The organism is Kitasatospora sp. NPDC040550 (genome assembly GCF_055594965.1).
In genome coordinates this window covers 216,006-232,588 of record NZ_JBVIWC010000009.1, presented here as the reverse complement: position 1 = coordinate 232,588, position 16,583 = coordinate 216,006, and the positions used below count along the sequence as shown (strand labels likewise).

Here is a 16,583-nt window from a genome sequence, read left to right as displayed (position 1 = left end):
GGGCGGGTTACGCTCTCCAGTGGCTCCAGTCCTGCCGGTCGGGGCCGCTGTCCTGTTCGGGCGGCCGTCGTCGGGGCGTCATCCGCAGCGGTTACCATCCGCGGCGGGCGGCCTGTCGGGCCGCGGATGCTGAAGGTGGTCGGCGCATGCGCTTCTCGATGACCGCGATCGTGCTGGTCGTGGTGGTTGCCATCGTGCTGTTCGGGGCCAAGCGGCTGCCCGACCTGGCGCGCTCGCTGGGGCAGTCGCTGCGGATCCTCAAGAGCGAGGCCAAGGCGATGCGCTCGGAGGACGAGCCGCAGGGGAGCACGCCGGCCGTCCGGCCGTCGCCGCCGCAGGTCTCGGCGCAGCCGGAGGCCCGGACCGTCGAGTCGGCGCCCGGTGCCCCGGGGGCGGCCCGTCCGTCGGCCGGGCCCGGCGACGGGTCGGCGGCGTCCGGTGACGGGCCGGGTGCGCCCGGCGGCGAGCGCCCGCACTGAGCGCGGCACGCGTGACGTACGCGAGGGACGCGGCACGGGTGCCGCGAGCGACCACGGAGGCCCGTCGACCGGCGGGCCTCGACGCACGAGTTGAGGACCGGGGTTGAGCAAGCTCTCCAAGACACCGCAGAAGGGGCCCAAGGATCCTGAGGGGCGGATGGCCCTCGCCGATCACCTGCGGGAACTGCGCAACCGCGTGGTGAAGTCGGTCCTGGCGATCGTGCTGATCACGATCGTCGCCCTGATCTACCACAAGCAGATCGAGACGTTCCTCCTCAAGCCGCTGCCGCAGTGCAACACGCCCGAGGAGCAACTGCACTACCACGGCAAGTGCGCGCAGGTCTCGAACATCGGTCTGACCTCCGGCTTCACCTGGATGCTCCAGGTGGCGCTGACGGCCGGTGTGGTGGGTGCGGTGCCGGTGTGGCTGTGGCAGGTGTGGGCGTTCGTGGCGCCCGGTCTGCACAAGCACGAGAAGAAGTACACCGTCATCTTCATGGCCTTCGGGGCGCCGCTGTTCCTGGCGGGCGTGGCCGTGGCCTTCCTGGTGCTGCCGACGACCATCGAGGTCCTGGTCAGCTTCACCCCGGACAAGACCACACCGATCCTGCCGCCGAACGACTACTTCGACATCGCGACGCGGATGGTGCTGGTCTTCGGCCTGGCCTTCGAGTTCCCGCTGCTGCTCGTGATGCTGAACATGATCGGCATGGTCACCGGCAAGCGGTTGCTGGGCTGGTGGCGCGGGATGATCATGGCGATCACCGTGTTCGCGGCCTTCGCGACGCCGAGTGCCGACCCGCTGAGCATGCTGGCGCTGGCCGCGCCGATCTGGGCGCTGTACTTCCTCGCGGTGGGCATCGCGCTCCTGAACGACCGGCGCAGGCGTCGGAACAACCCGGACGCCGGGCTGGACGACGAGGAGGCCTCGCAGGTGGACCTCTCGGTGCAGCCGGTGGCGGGCGCGGAGACGGTCGAGGCCTCGGCGACGCCGGCGGCGGGTGCCGCTCCGGTGCCGGGCGCGCGGCGGGAGCAGATGGACGACATCACCTGAGCCGGTGAGTGATCGGGCCGGTGGCCCCGGTTCCCGCTTCGTGCGGGGGCCGGGGCCGCCTGCTGTTCCGGGGGACTCCCTCGGGAAGGTCAAGGGACTCTTGGCAGGGCAGATGGCATGTGACATATTACTGGCGTGCTGAAGACCTGGACACCTCCACTGGACGTCGTCGTGGTCGGCGCCGGAGTCGTCGGCGCCGCCTGTGCCTACTACGCCGCCCGGGCCGGACTCGCCGTCGCCGTCGTCGACCGCGGGCCGGTCGCCGGCGGCACCACCGGGGCGGGCGAGGGCAACCTGCTGGTCTCCGACAAGGAACCCGGGCCGGAACTCGACCTCGCCCTGCTCAGCACCCGGCTCTGGTGCGAACTCGCCGAACAGCTCGGCCCGGCCGTGGAGTACGAGCCCAAGGGCGGCGTCGTGGTCGCCTCGACCGAGGCCGGGCAGCAGGCGCTGCGGACCTTCGCCGCCGGGCAGGCCGCGGCCGGGGTCACCGCCGAGGAGGTCCCGGCCGAGCGGCTGCGCGAGCTGGAGCCGCACCTCGCCCCCGGGCTCGCGGGCGGCTACCACTACCCGCAGGACGCCCAGGTGCAGCCCGCGCTCGCCGCCGCCCATCTGCTGCGCGAGGCCCGCCGGGCGGGCGCCGAACTGATCACCGGGGAGGACGTGACGGCCGTGGAGCGCGGCCCGGACGGCGCGGTGCGCGGCGTACGGACCGCCCGGCGCCGGCTGGCCGCCCCCGCCGTGGTGAACGCCGCCGGCGCCTGGGGCGCCGAACTGGCCGCGCTGGCCGGGGTGCACCTGCCGGTGCTGCCCCGGCGCGGCTTCGTGCTGGTCACCGAGCCGCTGCCGAGGGTCGTCCGGCACAAGGTCTACTCCGCCGACTACGTCGCCGACGTGGCCAGCGGCTCGGCCGGGCTGCAGACCTCCTCGGTGATCGAGGGCACCCCGGGCGGGCCGGTGCTGATCGGCGCCAGCCGGGAGCGGGTCGGCTTCGACCGGACCCTCTCCCAGGAGGCGATCGGTCGGCTGGCCGCCGAGGCGGCGCGGCTGTTCCCGGTGCTCGCGGACGTCAGCGTGATGCGCACCTACCGGGGCTTCCGCCCGTACCTGCCGGACCACCTGCCCGCGATCGGTGCGGACCCCCGGGTGCCGGGGCTCTACCACGCCTGCGGGCACGAGGGGGCCGGGATCGGGCTGGCCCCCGCCACCGGGCTGCTGATCGCCGAGCAGCTGACCGGCAAGCGCCCGGAACTGGACCTCGGGCCGTTCCGGGCCGACCGGTTCCCGGCGGGGTGACGGGCGTGGGCGCGGGCGGTGCGGTGGAGGGATCGGATCGGATGAGCTGGACGACGGAATGGAGAAGCCGGTGACGCGTCGCCGAACCCCTGCCGGGCTGGTCGGGGCCGACCCCGGGCCCGGGCACCGGATCGAGTTCGACGGGCGATCCGTCCGCGCCCTGCCCGGGCAGTCGATCGCCGCCGCGCTCTGGGCCGACGGAGTGCTCGCCTGGCGCACCACCCGGACCGGCGGCCGTCCGCGCGGGGCGTTCTGCGGGATCGGCGCCTGCTTCGACTGCCTGGCCACCGTGGACGGCCGCGCCAACCAGCGGCTGTGCCTGCTGCCCGCCGAGCCCGGCACCGTCGTCACCAGCCAGGAGGGCCACGGCCGTGCCGATCTCGCCGTCTGAGCCGACCCGGCCCCCGGAGGCCGTCGGATCCTTCGACCTCGCCGTGGTGGGGGCCGGGCCCGCCGGGCTGGCCGCCGCCGTCACCGCCGCCGACCTCGGGCTGCGCTGCGTCCTGCTGGACGGCGCGGACCGGCCCGGCGGGCAGTACTACCGGCACCCGGCGCCCGGGCTGGGCGCGCGCCGCCCGGACCGCCTGCACCACCGCTGGCCGGTGTACGCCGGGCTGGCCGCACGGCTCGAAGCCCACCCGCGGGCCGACTTCCGCGGCGGGCACCAGGTGTGGGCGCTGGAGCGGACCGCCGACGGCTTCGCCCTGCACGTCACCCGTGGCCCGCAGGCCGCCGACCGGGCCACCCTCCGGGCCGGGGCGGTGCTGCTCGCCACCGGCGCGTACGAGCGCCAACTGCCCTTCCCCGGCTGGACGCTGCCCGGGGTGGTCACCGCCGGCGGCGCCCAGGCCATGCTCAAGGCCGGGCTGGTGCTGCCCGGCCGGCGGATCGTGGTGGCCGGCAGCGGACCGCTGCTGCTCGCTGCGGCCTCCTCGCTGGTCGCCGCCGGGGCGGAGGTCCCGGCGGTGGTCGAGGCGAGCGGCTACCTCGGGTACGCCCGGCGCCCCGGCGTGCTGGCGGCCGTCCCCGCCAAGCTCGTCGAGGGCGCCGGGCACGGCGGCGCGCTGCTGCGGCACCGGGTACGGCTGCGGCCGCGCAGCGCGGTGGTGGAGGCGCACGGGACGGACCGGGTCACCGCCGTCACCGTGGCCCGGCTGGACGCCGACTGGCGGCCGCTGCCCGGCACCGAGCGGCGGATCGCCTGCGACGCGCTCGCCGTCGGCCACGGGCTGCTGCCGCAGATCGACCTGGCCACCGAACTCGGCGCGGACACCCGCACCGGGCCGGACGGCGCGGTCGCGCTGCGGGTCGACGCCCGGCTGCGCACCTCCGTCCCGGGCCTTTGGTCCGCGGGGGAGACCAACGGCGTCGGCGGCGCGGACCTCGCGCTCGCCGAGGGGGAGCTGGCCGCGCACGCGGTCGCCGGGGTGCTGCCCGGGCGGGCGCTGCTGGGCCGCCGGGCCCGGCTGCGCGAGTTCGCCGGGCTGATGGCGGCGGCCCACCGGCCCGGGCCCGGCTGGACCGGGTGGCTGCGGCCGGACACCGACGTGTGCCGGTGCGAGGAGGTCCCGGTCGCGCGGATCGAGGAAGCGGTGGAGGAGCTGGGCGCGGGCGATCCCCGGACCGTCAAGCTGCTCACCCGGGCGGGGATGGGCTGGTGTCAGGGGCGGATGTGCGGTCCGGCCGTGGCCTGTCTGTCCGGCGCGGCGGAGCCGGGGGCGGACCGGCGGCCGATGGCCTGCCCGGTGCCGCTCTCGCAGCTGGCGGCCGGACCGGGGGAGTAGGGCGGGTCTCGGCCGGGTCCTGTGGATCAGGCCGGGCCCGATCCGTCGGAACGTCTCGGGCGGGGACCCTTGTCTCCGGCCTGTCACTGTTTATAAAATGTCACACCTCACCAAGGAGCCCAACGTGTCCATCACCCCACACGACACCACCCGCCCCTGGCGCGGCATCATGGTCGCCACCACGATCCCGCTGCGCCCGGACCTCTCCGTCGACTACGACGCCTACGCCGAGCACGTCCGCTGGCTGATCGAGTCCGGCTGCGACGGCGTCGTCCCCAACGGCTCGCTGGGCGAGTACCAGACGCTCACCGCCGAGGAGCGCACCCGGATCGTCGAGGTCGCGGTCGAGGCGGCCGGCGACGGCGCCCGCGTCATGCCCGGGGTCGCCGCCTACGGCAGTGCCGAGTCCCGCCGCTGGGCCGAGCAGGCCGCCGAGGCCGGCGCCGGCTCCGTGCTGCTGCTGCCGCCCAACGCCTACCGGGCCGACCACGCCTCGGTGCGGGCGCACTACGCGGAGGTCGCCCGGGCCGGGCTGCCCGTCGTCGCGTACAACAACCCGATCGACACCAAGGTCGACCTGGTGCCCGCGCTGCTCGCCCAACTGCACGGCGAGGGCTCGATCGTGGCGGTCAAGGAGTTCAGCGGGGACGTCCGCCGGGCCTACGAGATCGCCGAGCTGGCGCCCGGGCTGGACCTGCTGATCGGTGCCGACGACGTGCTGCTGGAGCTGGCGCTGGCCGGGGCCGTCGGCTGGATCGCCGGGTACCCGAACGCGCTGCCCGAGGCGTCCGTGGCGCTGTACCGCGCGGCCGTCGGGCACGACCTGGAGACCGCGCTGCCGCTCTACAAGTCGCTGCACTCGCTGCTGCGTTGGGACTCCAAGACCGAGTTCGTCCAGGCCATCAAGCTGTCCATGGACATCGCCGGACGCCCCGGCGGGCCGGTCCGGGCACCGCGGCTGCCACTGGAGCCGGAGATCGAGGCGGCCGTGCGCGCGGCCACCGAGAAGGCCCTCGCGGAGGGTCTCGCGTAGTACCGGCAGCACACGTCGTTCGGCCGGCTGTGCGGGCAGCCGGCCTCAACCAACCACTTCGTCAGAGGAGTTGTGCGGAATGCGCAGCCGTCACGTGTTCCACGCCGTCGACTCGCACACCGAGGGCATGCCGACCCGGGTGATCACCGGGGGCTTCGGCGTCATCCCCGGCGCCACCATGGCCGAACGCCGGGTGCACTTCCAGCAGCACCTGGACCACTTCCGCACCCTGCTGATGTACGAGCCGCGCGGGCACGCCGCGATGAGCGGCGCGATCCTCCAGCCGCCGACCCGGCCGGACGCCGACTTCGGGGTGCTCTACATCGAGGTCTCCGGGCTGCTGCCGATGTGCGGGCACGGCACCATCGGCGTCGCCACCGTGCTGGTCGAGACCGGGATGGTGCCGGTGGTCGAGCCGGTCACCACGGTCCGGCTGGACACCCCCGCCGGGCTGGTGGTCGCCGAGGTGCGGGTCGAGGGCGGCGCCGCCAAGGCCGTCACCATCCGCAACGTCGCCTCCTACTCCGTCGCGCTGGACCGCAAGATCGAGGTGCCCGGCCACGGCACCATCGGCTACGACCTCGCCTACGGGGGCAACTTCTACGCCATCCTGCCGCTCGCCGAGTTCGGGCTGCCGTTCGAGCGCGAGCGCAAGCAGGACATCCTGGACGCCGGCCTGGCCCTGATGGACGCGATCAACGCGAGCCCCGACCGGCCGGTGCACCCGGAGGACCCCACCATCCACAGCTGCCACCACGTCCAGCTGCTCGCCCCCGGCTCCACCGCCGAGCACTCCCGGCACGCGATGGCCATCCACCCCGGCTGGTTCGACCGTTCGCCCTGCGGCACCGGCACCTCGGCCCGGATGGCGCAGCTCCACGCGCGCGGCGAACTCCCGCTGGGGCGGGACTTCCGCAACGACTCCTTCATCGGGACCACCTTCACCGGACGGCTGGTCGAGGAGACCGAGGTGGCCGGGCGGCCGGCCGTGGTGCCCACCGTGACCGGGCGGGCCTGGATCACCGGCACCGCCCAGTACTTCCTCGACCCGGACGACCCGTTCCCGGCGGGCTTCCTGCTCTGACGCTCTCTCCCGAACGCGCTCCGAAGGGCTGCTAGTTGTGACCATCACCTCGTACAACCCCGCCGACCCGACCGACCTGGTGGTCGCCGTCGAGGCACCCGGCGCCGAGGCCGTGCGGGCCGCCGTCGGGCGGGCCCGGACCGCACAGGCCGGCTGGCTGGCGGCCGGCGCCGGCGCCCGCTCGGCCGCGCTGGGCCGGATCGCCGAGGCGGTCGAGGCGCACGCCGAGGAACTCGCCGCGCTGATCGTGCGCGAGGTCGGCAAGCCGCTCGCCGAGGCACGGGGGGAGGTCGCCCGGACGGCGGCGATCTGGCGCTACTACGCCCAGGCGCCGTACGAGCCGTCCGGCGCGGTGCACGAGACCGCCGCCGGGCCGGGGCTGCTGCTCACCCGGCGCCGGCCGCACGGGGTGGCCGGGCTGATCGCGCCGTGGAACTTCCCGCTGGCGATCCCGAGTTGGAAGGCCGCACCGGCGCTGGCGGTCGGCAACACCGCGGTGCTCAAGCCCGCGCCGGAGGCGACGGCGTGCGCGCTGCGGCTGGCCGAGCTGGCCGCGGCCGTGCTGCCCCCGGACGTGCTCGCGGTGCTGCCCGGCGGGGCGGAGGAGGGTGCGGCGCTGGTCGGGGCGGCGGACGTGGTCTCGTTCACCGGCTCCACCGGGGTCGGCCGGGCCGTGGTCCAGGCCGCCACCGGGCGCGGGGTGCCGGTACAGGCCGAACTCGGCGGCCTGAACGCGGCGTTGGTGCTGCCGGACGCGGACGTGGAGCTGGCCGCCGGGCACATCGCGGCCGCGATCGCCGGGTACGCCGGGCAGAAGTGCACGGCCACCAGCCGGGTGATCGCGGTCGGCGCGGCGTACGAGCCGCTGCGCGAGGCCCTGGTCAAGGCGCTGGCGGCGGTGGACGACACGGTCTGCGGGCCGGTGATCGGCGCCGACGCGCGGGAGCGGCTGGTGACGGCGGTCGAGTCGGCCGTCGCCGACGGGGCGAGCGTGCTGGTCGGCGGGCGGGCGCCCGACCGGGCCGGCTGGTACGTCGAGCCGACCCTGCTCGCCGACGTCCCCCCGCAACACCCGCTGGCGCGCGAGGAGTTCTTCGGACCGGTCGCGGTGCTGCACGCGGCGGCCGACCTGGACGCGGCCGTCGCGCTCGCCAACGACACCCCGCACAGCCTGGCCACCTCGGTGCACACCCGAGGCCTGGACGCGGCGCTGGCCGTCGCCGACCGGCTGGACGCGGGCATGATCCGGGTCAACGCCCCGTCCAGCGGCGTCGACTTCCACCTGCCGTTCGGGGGGACCAAGGGCGCGGCCCACGGGGAGCGCGAACAGGGGCGGGCGGCGCTGGAGTTCTACACGGTCGGCCGGACGATCAGCGTGCTGCCGGGCGGGGGGCTGTGATGCCGGGGGTGGCGCGGGGCGCGGGGGCTGCTGCGGGCGCGGGGTCCGGTGCGGGGCCGGGGCCGGTGCTGTGTGTCAGTACGGTCGACTACCACACGGCCGGCGAGCCGTTCCGGATCGTGCTGGACGGTGTGCCCCCGATCCCCGGCGACAGCGTCGCCGAGCGGCGGGCCATCGCGATCGGCGCGGGCGGCAGCGCGACCGCGCCCCGGCCGAGCGCACTGGAGGAGGTCCGGCAGCTGCTGGTCCGCGAGCCGCGCGGGCACGCCGGGATGTACGGCGGGTTCCTGGTGCCGCCGGACGACGACGAGGCCCACCTGGGCGTGCTGTTCTGGCACAAGGACGGCTACTCGACCGCCTGCGGACACGGCACCATCGCGCTCGGCGCCTGGGCCGTGGACTCCGGGCTGGTCCCGGCCCCCGCGGACGGCGTGGCCCGGGTGCGGATCGACGTCCCCTCCGGGCGGGTCACCGCCCTGGTGCGGCGCAGCGGCGGGCGCACCACCGGGGTCGCCTTCCGCAACGTGCCGAGCCGGGTCAGCGCCTTGCAGCTGCCGGTCGAGACCTCGCGGGGGACGGTCGAGGTCGCCGTGGCGCACTCCGGGGCGTGCTACGCCTCGGTACCGGCGGCCGCCCTCGGGCTCGCCGTCGAGCCCGGGCTGCTGCCCGAACTCGTCGCCGTGGGGCGGGAGATCAGGGCACTGCTGGCCGGCTCGGACGCGGTCGAGCACCCGACCGACCCGCGGCTGTCCGGGGTGTACGGGGTCGTGCTGTACGACGAACTTCCCTCGGACGACGGGGTGTTGAACCAGCGGAACGTCGTGGTGTTCGCGGACGGGCAGATCGACCGCTCGCCCTGCGGCTCCGGCACCTCCGCGCGCCTCGCGGTGCTCGCCGCCGAAGGGCGGATCGCACCGGGCGAGGAGCTGCGGCACGAGTCCGTCATCGGCACGGTGTTCACCGGGCGGGTGCTGGACGGCGGGGACCCGCTGGGGGCGGGCGTGGTCACCGAGGTCGGCGGGACGGCGGTCCGGACCGGGGAGCACCTGTTCGTGCTCGAGCCGGCGGACACGCTCGGAACGGGGTTCGCGCTGTGACCCCCGATGTACTGCCCGGCGCGGGGGCTGAGCCGCTCCAGTACGCCGTGCCGGGCACCGGCGGGATCGGGCCCGCCGGGGCGGTGCGGGCGATCGAGCGGGCGCTGCTGGACGGGCTCGACCCGGAGGCGGCGCCCGCCCGGTCGGCCGTACCGGTGCCCGCCGGTGAGCTGCTGCTGATGCCCGCGGCCGCCGGGCCGTACGCCGGGGTGAAGATCGCCGGGGTGGCGCCGGCCAACCCCGCGCGCGGGCTGCCCCGGATCACCGGCAGCTACCTGCTGCTGGACGGGCCGACGCTCCAGACGCTGGCGCTGCTGGACGGCGCGGCCCTCACCGCCCTGCGCACGCCCGCCGTGACGGCGGCGGCGCTGGCGCGGCTCGCGGTCCCGGAGGCCGAACACGTGGTGGTGTTCGGCTCCGGGCCGCAGGCCTACGGGCACCTGGACGCGCTGCTCACCGTGCGACCGCTGCGGCGGCTCACCGTGGTGGCGCGGCACGCCGGACGGGCGGCCGCGCTGGCCGAGTACGGGCGGGCGCTCGGCCTGACCGCCGCGGTGGGCGGGCCGGAGGCGGTCGGTCGGGCGGACGTGGTGGTCTGCTGCACGACCGCGCGGACACCGTTGTTCGACGGTGCGCTGGTGCCCGCCCACGCGGCCGTCGCGGCGGTCGGCTCGCACGAACCGGACGCCCGGGAGGTGGACGAGGTCCTGGTCGGGCGGGCCGAACTGTACGTGGAGGCGCGGGCCGTCGCGGCCCGGGAGGCCGGGGACCTGCTGCTGGCGGGCGCGCTCGGTCGGCGGCAGGTGTGGAACCTGGCCGAGCTGGTGCGCGGCGACGCACTGCTGCCGGAGGGGCGGCCGCGGTTCTTCAAGAGCGTCGGGATGGCCTGGGAGGACCTGGCGGTGGCGGCGGAGGTGTACCGAGCCGGGGCGTCGTCGCCTCAGTCCCCGTAGAGGCTGCGGCCTCCTTGCCGGTGTGTCGTCGACCGTGACAGGCTGTTCGGATTCCCGGCTTGTTGCACGCTGTACGTAACGTGACATTGTACGCTGGTGTTCTGCACCCACCGGAGGAACACCATGGCCGAGCTCAAGTCCCGCACCCTGATCTCCGTGCAGGAGCGGCTCCGCGACCAGGTCGCCCACGCGCTCCGGGCGGCCCTGATCTCCGGCGAACTGCGCCCCGGCGTCGTCTACTCCGCCCCCGCCCTCGCCGCCGACTTCGGCGTCTCCGCGACCCCCGTCCGCGAGGCCATGCTCGACCTCGCCCGGGAGGGCCTCGTCGAGGCCGTCCGCAACAAGGGCTTCCGGGTCACCGAACTCACCGAGCGCGACCTCGACGACTACACCGGCATCCGCGCCCTGATCGAGGTCCCCACCGTCGGCCTGGTCACCCGCACCGCCACCAAGGAGCAGCTGGAGCGGCTGCGCCCCGAGGCCGAGGCGATCGTCGCGGCGGCGCGCAAGCACGACCTGATCGGCTACCTGGAGGCGGACCGGCAGTTCCACCTCGACCTGCTCGGACTGGCCGGCAATGCCCGGCTGGTCGAGGTGGTCGGCGACCTGCGCAAGCGCTCCCGGCTGTACGGGCTGACGCGGCTGGACGAGCAGGGGCAGCTGGTCTCCTCGGCGGAGGAGCACGTCGAGCTGCTGGACCTGATGCTGAGCGGCGACGCCGAGGCGGCCGAGGCCTGCATGACGCGCCACCTCAGCCACGTCCGCTCGCTCTGGGCGGGCCAGGGCGAGGAGGCCGAGACGGAGCGCCCGGGCCTGCGGCTCCGGGCTCGGTAGGGGCCAAACCACCTGTTCGGGTGAAAGATGGGAAGCGGGTGCCGGGAGGCGCTCGCGTCCTACGATGATGCTCTCGACATCGGCAGTCAGGAGGAACTCCATGTCCGCCGCAGCAGTGGAGGAGCCCTTCGAGCAGATGACGCTGCTCGAAGCCGCCGAGCTGATCTCCGAGCAGCTCCCCGGCTACCGGGTCGAGATCATCGAGAGCGAAATCACCGTGACGCCTACCCCGAACATGTCGCATGATCGATCGGTGAGGCGCTTCGATCGCGCGTTCAACCGAGCAGGGCTCGACGGCGGCGAGACCGAGGTGTGGCAGGGCATCGGCATTTGGCTGCCTGACGGACCGTTCGACTACGCGCAGCCGGATCTGGCGATCACCGACGCGGATTGCGATGACCGGATCCTGGACTACGGCGCCTACGATCCTGCGATCTTTCGGCTCGTGCTGGAGGTGACGTCCTCGAACCTCGGCAATGACTTGAAGAAGAAGCCGGCCGCTTACGCCTCGGCCGGGGTGCCGGTCTACGTCATCGTGGACCGGACGAACCAGCGGGTGATGGTGTTGACCGACCCCAAGGACGGCGAGTACCGGGTGCACGCCGTCCACCACTCCGGGCAGTCGTTCACCCTGCCGGAGTCGATCGGGGCGTCGGTGACGCTCTCGGTGGACGACGTGCTCGGCGCCAAGAAGTAGCTCAGGCGACGACCGGGACCGTCAGGCGGCCGTCGTGGACCTCGGCGACCTGGTCGACGGCGGTCAGGTGGGTGCGGTCGTGGGTGACCAGGACGGTGGCGGTCGCCCGGCGGTGGGTGAGCTCGGTGATCAACTCCAGGACGGCGGCGCCGCGTTCGTGGTCGAGGGCGCTGGTGGGTTCGTCGACCAGCAGCACCGTGGGGTCGTTCATCAGGGCGCGGGCGATGTTCACCCGCTGGCGCTGTCCGCCGGAGAGCTGGTGCGGGCGGCGGGCGGCCTGGTCGCGCAGGCCGACGGCGTCCAGGAGTTCCAGCGCGCGGGGGAGCGCGCTGCGGGGGGAGCGGCCGTCGAGGTGGGCCATCACCTGGAGCTGTTCGGCGGCCGTCAACGAGGGCAGCAGGTTGGCCTGTTGGAAGACGATGCCGATCCGGGTGCGGCGCAGGGCGGTGAGTTCGGCGCGGCCGAGGCCCGCCGTGTCCGTGCCGTCGACGACGACCCGGCCGGAGTCCGGGGCGATCAGGGTGGCGGCCACCGCCAGCAGGCTGGACTTGCCGGAGCCGGAGGGGCCGACGACGGCCGTGAGGGTGCCCTTGGGGACGGTCAGCGAGACGTCGTCCAGGGCGGTGAGCCGGCCGTCGCCGTCCGGGTAGGTCAAGGTGATGTGGTCGAGGTCCAGACTCATCGGGCACTCCCCAGGGCGGTCAGCGGGTCGACGGAGGTGATCCGCCGGATGGACAGGGCCGCGCCGACCGCGCCGAGGGCGATCATCACGACGGCGGGCAGCAGCAGGGTCGGGGCGTCCAGGACGAACGGCACGGCGGAGCCGATCAGCGCGCCGGCGCCGAGGGCGATCGCGGTGCCGACGGCCGTACCGAGCACCAGCAGCAGCACCGCCTGGCCGAGGGCGTCGCGCAGCAGGTAGCGGGTGGAGGCGCCGAGGGCCTTGAGCACGGCGACGTCGCCGCTGCGCTGGATCGTCCAGACGGTGAAGAAGGCGCCGATGACCAGGGCGGAGATGGCGAACAGGAAGCCGCGCATCAGCTGGAGGGAGCCGTTCTCGGAGGTGTACGAGCCGATCGCGGCGAGGGCGTCGTCCCGGGTGCGGGTCACGGTGCCGTGGTGGGTGTCGGCGGCGGCCAGGTCCGCTCCCGCGGCGGTGTGGAGGGCGATGACGGTGGCGTGGCCGGCGCCACCGGGGGCGAACTGCTGCCAGTCGGTGAGGCTGGTCCAGATCACCGGGGTGTGGCTGTAGGCGGCGTCGCCGTCGACGGCGGCCACCCGCAAGGGGTGCCCGGCGAGGGTGAAGGCGGCGCCGGGGGTGAGGTCGCCGAGCTTCTCGGCGGCGGTCCGGGAGAGCACCGCCGTGCCCGGGGCGATCAGGCCGCCCTGCGGGGCCAGGTCGGAGCCGTCCGGGACGCCGAAGGCGGAGAGCGCGGCGGTGCGCTGTCCGGCGGCGGCCTTGGTGGTGGTGATGCCGAGCGGCTGGGCGGAGGTGACGCCGGGCTCGCGCGCCCAGGCCCGCCACTGGTCGGGGGTGACCTGGGAGTCGGTGAAGTTGAGCTCCTGCCCGTCGGCGGGCTTGCCGAAGACCAGGTGGTCGGCGGGCAGGCCGCTGATCGCGGAGATGTTCTGCCGGCCGAGTCCGGCGGTCAGCCCGGACAGCATGCCGACCAGTACGGTGATCAGCACGATGACGGTTCCCATCAGGGCGAACCGCCCCTTGGCGAACCCCAGATCCCTCCAGGCGACGAACACGGTGGGCCTTTCTGCGGACGGAACGAGCGATGCCACCACGGTCGCCGAGCAGGGGGCCCGCGGGCATCGCGCCGGGGATTGCATCCTGGGCATCAAAGGGCAGAAGCGGAGTTCAACCTTTTGATTGATGCCGGGCGCCGGGCCGGAACCTAGGCTGGAGGGATGGCGACCGAACGATCCAGAACCACTCCCGTCGCCCTCGTCCTCCGGCTCTGCCTGCACCTGCTCGTGGCGGGCCTGCTGGCGCTCGCCGTCGCCCGGGCCGCCTTCGCCGACCGGGGCGGGGACCCGGCCGCCGTCGCCGCCGCGGCCTCCGCGATGGCCGCCGTGTACGCCGTCGGGCCGAGGCTGGCCGCCGTGCACCGCTCCCGCCGGGGCGCGGCGCTCTGGCTGGCCCTGCTCGGCGTCACCTGGGCGGGCGTGCTGGTCGCCACCCAGGACGGGGTGTGGCTGGCGTTCCCGCTGTACTTCCTGGAACTGCACCTGCTCGGCCGCCGCAGCGGGCCGGTCGCGGTCGCCCTGACGGCCGCGGCGGCGATCGCCGGATGGTCCTTCCACCAGCACGGCTTCAACCTGGCCGCCGCCATCGGTCCGCTGCTCGGCGCGGCCGTCGCCACCGCCACCGTGCTCGGCTACCAGGCGCTGTACCGGGAGAGCGAGGAACGGCGCCGGCTGATCGACGAGCTGACCGCCGCCCGCGCCGACCTCGCCGCCGCCCACCACGCGGCCGGCGTGCTCGCCGAGCGCGAGCGGCTGGCCCGGGAGATCCACGACACCCTCGCGCAGAGCCTCAGCTCCATCCAACTGCTGCTGCGCGCGGCCCAGCGGGCGCTGCCCGAGCGCACCGAGGCCGCCGCCGGGTACGTCGAGCAGGCGCGGCAGGCCGCCCAGGACAACCTGGACGAGGCCCGGCGCTTCGTCCGCGCGCTCACCCCGCCCGCGCTGGACGGCGACCCGCTGTCCGTCGCGCTGGAGCGGTTGTGCGCGACCACCACGGCGCACAGCGGTCTGCCCGTCCACCTGCACGTGTCCGGGGAGCAGGTGCGGCTGCCCGCCGCGCAGGAGGTGGCGCTGCTGCGGATCGCGCAGTCGGCGCTCGGCAACACCGTGCGGCACGCGAAGGCCTCGCGGGCCGAGGTGACACTCAGCTACATGGAGGGCGAGGTGGCGTTGGACGTGTTCGACGACGGGGCCGGGTTCGACCCGGCGGCGGTGGCCGGCCGCACCGGCGGGGACGGCGGCTTCGGCCTGCCCTCCATGCGGGCCCGGGCCCGGGCGCTCGGCGGCAGCTTCACCGTGGAATCGGCGCCCGGGGAGGGCACGGCACTGGCCGTGCAACTGCCCGTCGCCCCGGCGCCGGAGGCCGGCCCGTGATCCGGCTGCTGATCGCCGACGACCACCCGGTGGTGCGGGCCGGGCTGCGGGCGGTGCTGGAGAGCGAACCGGACTTCGCCATCGTCGCCGAGGCCGCCACCGCCGAGCGGGCCGTCGAGCTGGCGGCCGGCCCGGGCGTGGACGTGGTGCTGATGGACCTCCAGTTCGGGCCCGGCTCGGCGATGAACGGGGCCCAGGCCACCGCCGCGATCACCGCCCGGGCGGGCGCCCCCAAGGTCCTGGTGGTCACCACCTACGACAGCGACGCCGACACCCTGCCGGCCCTGGAGGCCGGCGCCACCGGCTACCTGTTGAAGGACGCGCCGCCGGAGGAACTCGCCCAGGCCGTTAGGGCCGCGGCGGCGGGCCGCAGCGCCCTGGCGCCCAGCGTGGCGGACCGGCTGCTGGAACGGATGCGCACGCCCGCGGCGGCGCTCAGCGCACGGGAGACCGAGGTGCTCGGGCTGGTCGCGGACGGACTGACCAACCAGCAGGTCAGCCAGCGGCTGCACCTCAGCCAGGCCACCGTGAAGTCCCATCTGGTGCACATCTACACGAAGTTGGGCGTGGACTCGCGCACCGCGGCGGTGCGGGAGGCGCGCGGGCGCGGGCTGATCCGCTGAGCCGGCCGGGCGTAGGGTGGGGGCGATCCGTGCCCGCAGCCGCGTGAGGAGCCGCCCCGATGACCGTCCGTCTCGATGACCTCGCCGTGCCGGTGATCGGCGCCCCGATGGCGGGCGGGGCCTCCACCCCCGAACTGGTGGCCGCGGTGAACCGGGCCGGCGGGCTGGGGTTCCTCGCCGCGGGCTACAAGTCGGCCGCCGCGATGGCCGAGCAGGTCGCCGAGGTGCGGAAGGCGAGCGACCGGCCGTACGGGGTGAACCTGTTCGTGCCGGCCCCGCCCGGGGACCAGGCGGCCGTCGCCGCCTACCGGGAGCGGCTGCGGCCCGAGGCCGGGCGCTGGGGGGTCGCGCTGCCGGAGGAGATCGGGCCGGACCGGGACGACTGGGAGGCCAAACTGGCCGTGCTGGTGGCCGACCCGGTGCCGGTCGTCTCGTACACCTTCGGACTGCCCACGGCCGAGGAGGCGGCGGCGCTGCGCGCGGCCGGGACGCTGCAGATCGGCACCGTCACCACCCCGGCGGAGGCGCGGGCGGCGCAGCAGGTCGGCATGGACGCCCTGTGCGTGCAGGGCCCGGAGGCCGGCGGACACCGCGCCACCCACCGGGTGACGGACCGGCCCGGTGAGCGGCCGCTGCTGGAACTGCTGCCCGCCGTACGGGCGGTGACGCCGCTGCCGCTGATCGCCGCCGGCGGACTGGGCGACGGCCCGGCGGTCGCGGCGGCGCTGCGGGCCGGGGCGGCGGCGGTGCAGCTGGGGACGGCGCTGCTGCGCTCCGACGAGTCCGGCGCCTCGGCGGCCCACCGGGCCGCGCTCACCGAACTCCCGGAGACCGTGGTCACCCGGGCCTTCACCGGGCGCCCCGCCCGCGGCCTGCGCAACGCCTTCATCGACCGCCACGGCCCGTACGCCCCGCCCGCCTACCCCGAGGTGCACCACCTCACCGCCCCGCTGCGCGCCGCCGCCACCCGCCGCGCCGACACCGACGCCATGCACCTCTGGGCCGGCACGGCCCACCGGCTGGCTGCCACGGGCCCGGCGGAGCAGCTCGTGGCGCGGTTGTGGCGGAGCGCGCGGGGGTAGCGCGCCGGGCGCGTGCCGGGCATGGCGTGTTGTCGCCCG

Annotated in this window: 17 protein-coding genes; 15 read left to right on the top strand and 2 right to left on the bottom strand. The window is 75.2% G+C overall.

The annotated features are described in order from the left end of the window. Positions 1-146: 146 nt before the first annotated feature. The 12 genes from tatA to ACZ58X_RS16365 all read left to right on the top strand — a co-directional run bounded on the left by tatA (position 147) and on the right by ACZ58X_RS16365 (position 11,710). Complete coding sequence (tatA, locus tag ACZ58X_RS16420) at positions 147-479, top strand: Sec-independent protein translocase subunit TatA (protein ID WP_470334306.1); 333 nt, start codon at positions 147-149, stop codon at positions 477-479. A 157-nt stretch (positions 480-636) separates the two neighbouring features. Further along, the gene (tatC, locus tag ACZ58X_RS16415; RefSeq protein WP_470334305.1) at positions 637-1,533 is read left to right on the top strand and encodes a twin-arginine translocase subunit TatC; all 897 of its coding nucleotides are present in this window, start codon (positions 637-639) and stop codon (positions 1,531-1,533) included. A gap of 135 nt (positions 1,534-1,668) precedes the next feature. Further along, entirely contained in the window at positions 1,669-2,829 is a 1,161-nt protein-coding gene (locus ACZ58X_RS16410; protein WP_470334304.1) for an NAD(P)/FAD-dependent oxidoreductase, read from the top strand. Positions 2,830-2,899: 70 nt separating this feature from the next. After that, positions 2,900-3,220, top strand: a complete 321-nt coding sequence (locus ACZ58X_RS16405; RefSeq protein ID WP_470334303.1) for a (2Fe-2S)-binding protein — start codon at positions 2,900-2,902, stop codon at positions 3,218-3,220. Beyond that, positions 3,201-4,613, top strand: a complete 1,413-nt coding sequence (locus ACZ58X_RS16400) for an FAD-dependent oxidoreductase (protein ID WP_470334302.1) — start codon at positions 3,201-3,203, stop codon at positions 4,611-4,613. Before ACZ58X_RS16405 ends, ACZ58X_RS16400 begins: the two co-directional genes overlap by 20 nt. A gap of 169 nt (positions 4,614-4,782) precedes the next feature. Next, on the top strand, positions 4,783-5,646 hold the full coding sequence (locus ACZ58X_RS16395) for a dihydrodipicolinate synthase family protein (protein WP_470334351.1): 864 nt from the start codon (positions 4,783-4,785) through the stop codon (positions 5,644-5,646). 79 nt (positions 5,647-5,725) lie between these two features. Beyond that, positions 5,726-6,730, top strand: coding sequence for a proline racemase family protein (locus tag ACZ58X_RS16390; protein ID WP_470334301.1), 1,005 nt, complete (start codon positions 5,726-5,728; stop codon positions 6,728-6,730). Between the two features lie 37 nt (positions 6,731-6,767). Continuing rightward, entirely contained in the window at positions 6,768-8,129 is a 1,362-nt protein-coding gene (locus tag ACZ58X_RS16385; RefSeq protein ID WP_470334300.1) for an aldehyde dehydrogenase family protein, read from the top strand. Positions 8,130-8,194: 65 nt separating this feature from the next. After that, positions 8,195-9,226: a proline racemase family protein gene (locus ACZ58X_RS16380; protein ID WP_470334299.1), complete on the top strand. Its 1,032-nt coding sequence runs from the start codon at positions 8,195-8,197 to the stop codon at positions 9,224-9,226. After that, positions 9,223-10,179 carry an ornithine cyclodeaminase family protein gene (locus tag ACZ58X_RS16375; protein WP_470334298.1) on the top strand — a complete coding sequence of 319 codons (957 nt, stop codon included), beginning with the start codon at positions 9,223-9,225 and terminating at the stop codon, positions 10,177-10,179. Before ACZ58X_RS16380 ends, ACZ58X_RS16375 begins: the two co-directional genes overlap by 4 nt. A gap of 123 nt (positions 10,180-10,302) precedes the next feature. Beyond that, positions 10,303-11,013 (top strand): GntR family transcriptional regulator, encoded by a 711-nt coding sequence (locus tag ACZ58X_RS16370; protein ID WP_402485590.1) that lies wholly within the window; start codon positions 10,303-10,305, stop codon positions 11,011-11,013. A 100-nt stretch (positions 11,014-11,113) separates the two neighbouring features. Further along, complete coding sequence (locus tag ACZ58X_RS16365) at positions 11,114-11,710, top strand: Uma2 family endonuclease (RefSeq protein ID WP_470334297.1); 597 nt, start codon at positions 11,114-11,116, stop codon at positions 11,708-11,710. A gap of 1 nt (position 11,711) precedes the next feature. Here the strand turns inward: ACZ58X_RS16365 and ACZ58X_RS16360 are convergent, their stop codons facing one another. Both ACZ58X_RS16360 and ACZ58X_RS16355 read right to left on the bottom strand, forming a co-directional pair. After that, on the bottom strand, positions 11,712-12,392 hold the full coding sequence (locus ACZ58X_RS16360) for an ABC transporter ATP-binding protein (protein WP_470334296.1): 681 nt from the start codon (positions 12,390-12,392) through the stop codon (positions 11,712-11,714). Beyond that, positions 12,389-13,465 (bottom strand): ABC transporter permease, encoded by a 1,077-nt coding sequence (locus ACZ58X_RS16355; protein WP_470334295.1) that lies wholly within the window; start codon positions 13,463-13,465, stop codon positions 12,389-12,391. The genes ACZ58X_RS16360 and ACZ58X_RS16355 overlap by 4 nt, the downstream gene beginning before the upstream one ends. A gap of 162 nt (positions 13,466-13,627) precedes the next feature. On the opposite strand from ACZ58X_RS16355, the gene ACZ58X_RS16350 reads away from it, so the two are divergent. From ACZ58X_RS16350 to ACZ58X_RS16340, 3 genes are read left to right on the top strand one after another with little or no spacing between them, the layout of a single operon-like run. Beyond that, positions 13,628-14,839: a sensor histidine kinase gene (locus tag ACZ58X_RS16350; protein WP_470334294.1), complete on the top strand. Its 1,212-nt coding sequence runs from the start codon at positions 13,628-13,630 to the stop codon at positions 14,837-14,839. After that, the gene (locus tag ACZ58X_RS16345) at positions 14,836-15,462 is read left to right on the top strand and encodes a response regulator transcription factor (RefSeq protein ID WP_375890835.1); all 627 of its coding nucleotides are present in this window, start codon (positions 14,836-14,838) and stop codon (positions 15,460-15,462) included. The genes ACZ58X_RS16350 and ACZ58X_RS16345 overlap by 4 nt, the downstream gene beginning before the upstream one ends. A gap of 59 nt (positions 15,463-15,521) precedes the next feature. After that, complete coding sequence (locus ACZ58X_RS16340; protein ID WP_470334293.1) at positions 15,522-16,544, top strand: nitronate monooxygenase; 1,023 nt, start codon at positions 15,522-15,524, stop codon at positions 16,542-16,544. Positions 16,545-16,583: the final 39 nt, after the last annotated feature.

Excerpts from the sequence above, each read along its gene's own strand:
- tatC (WP_470334305.1), top strand. The coding sequence starts at position 637 with ATGGCCCTCGCCGATCACCTGCGGGAACTGCGCAACCGCGTGGTGAAG.
- ACZ58X_RS16350 (WP_470334294.1), top strand. The coding sequence starts at position 13,628 with ATGGCGACCGAACGATCCAGAACCACTCCCGTCGCCCTCGTCCTCCGG.
- ACZ58X_RS16340 (WP_470334293.1), top strand. The coding sequence starts at position 15,522 with ATGACCGTCCGTCTCGATGACCTCGCCGTGCCGGTGATCGGCGCCCCG.
- ACZ58X_RS16370 (WP_402485590.1), top strand. The coding sequence starts at position 10,303 with ATGGCCGAGCTCAAGTCCCGCACCCTGATCTCCGTGCAGGAGCGGCTC.
- tatA (WP_470334306.1), top strand. The coding sequence starts at position 147 with ATGCGCTTCTCGATGACCGCGATCGTGCTGGTCGTGGTGGTTGCCATC.
- ACZ58X_RS16360 (WP_470334296.1), bottom strand. The coding sequence starts at position 12,392 with ATGAGTCTGGACCTCGACCACATCACCTTGACCTACCCGGACGGCGAC.
- ACZ58X_RS16395 (WP_470334351.1), top strand. The coding sequence starts at position 4,783 with ATGGTCGCCACCACGATCCCGCTGCGCCCGGACCTCTCCGTCGACTAC.
- ACZ58X_RS16365 (WP_470334297.1), top strand. The coding sequence starts at position 11,114 with ATGTCCGCCGCAGCAGTGGAGGAGCCCTTCGAGCAGATGACGCTGCTC.
- ACZ58X_RS16390 (WP_470334301.1), top strand. The coding sequence starts at position 5,726 with ATGCGCAGCCGTCACGTGTTCCACGCCGTCGACTCGCACACCGAGGGC.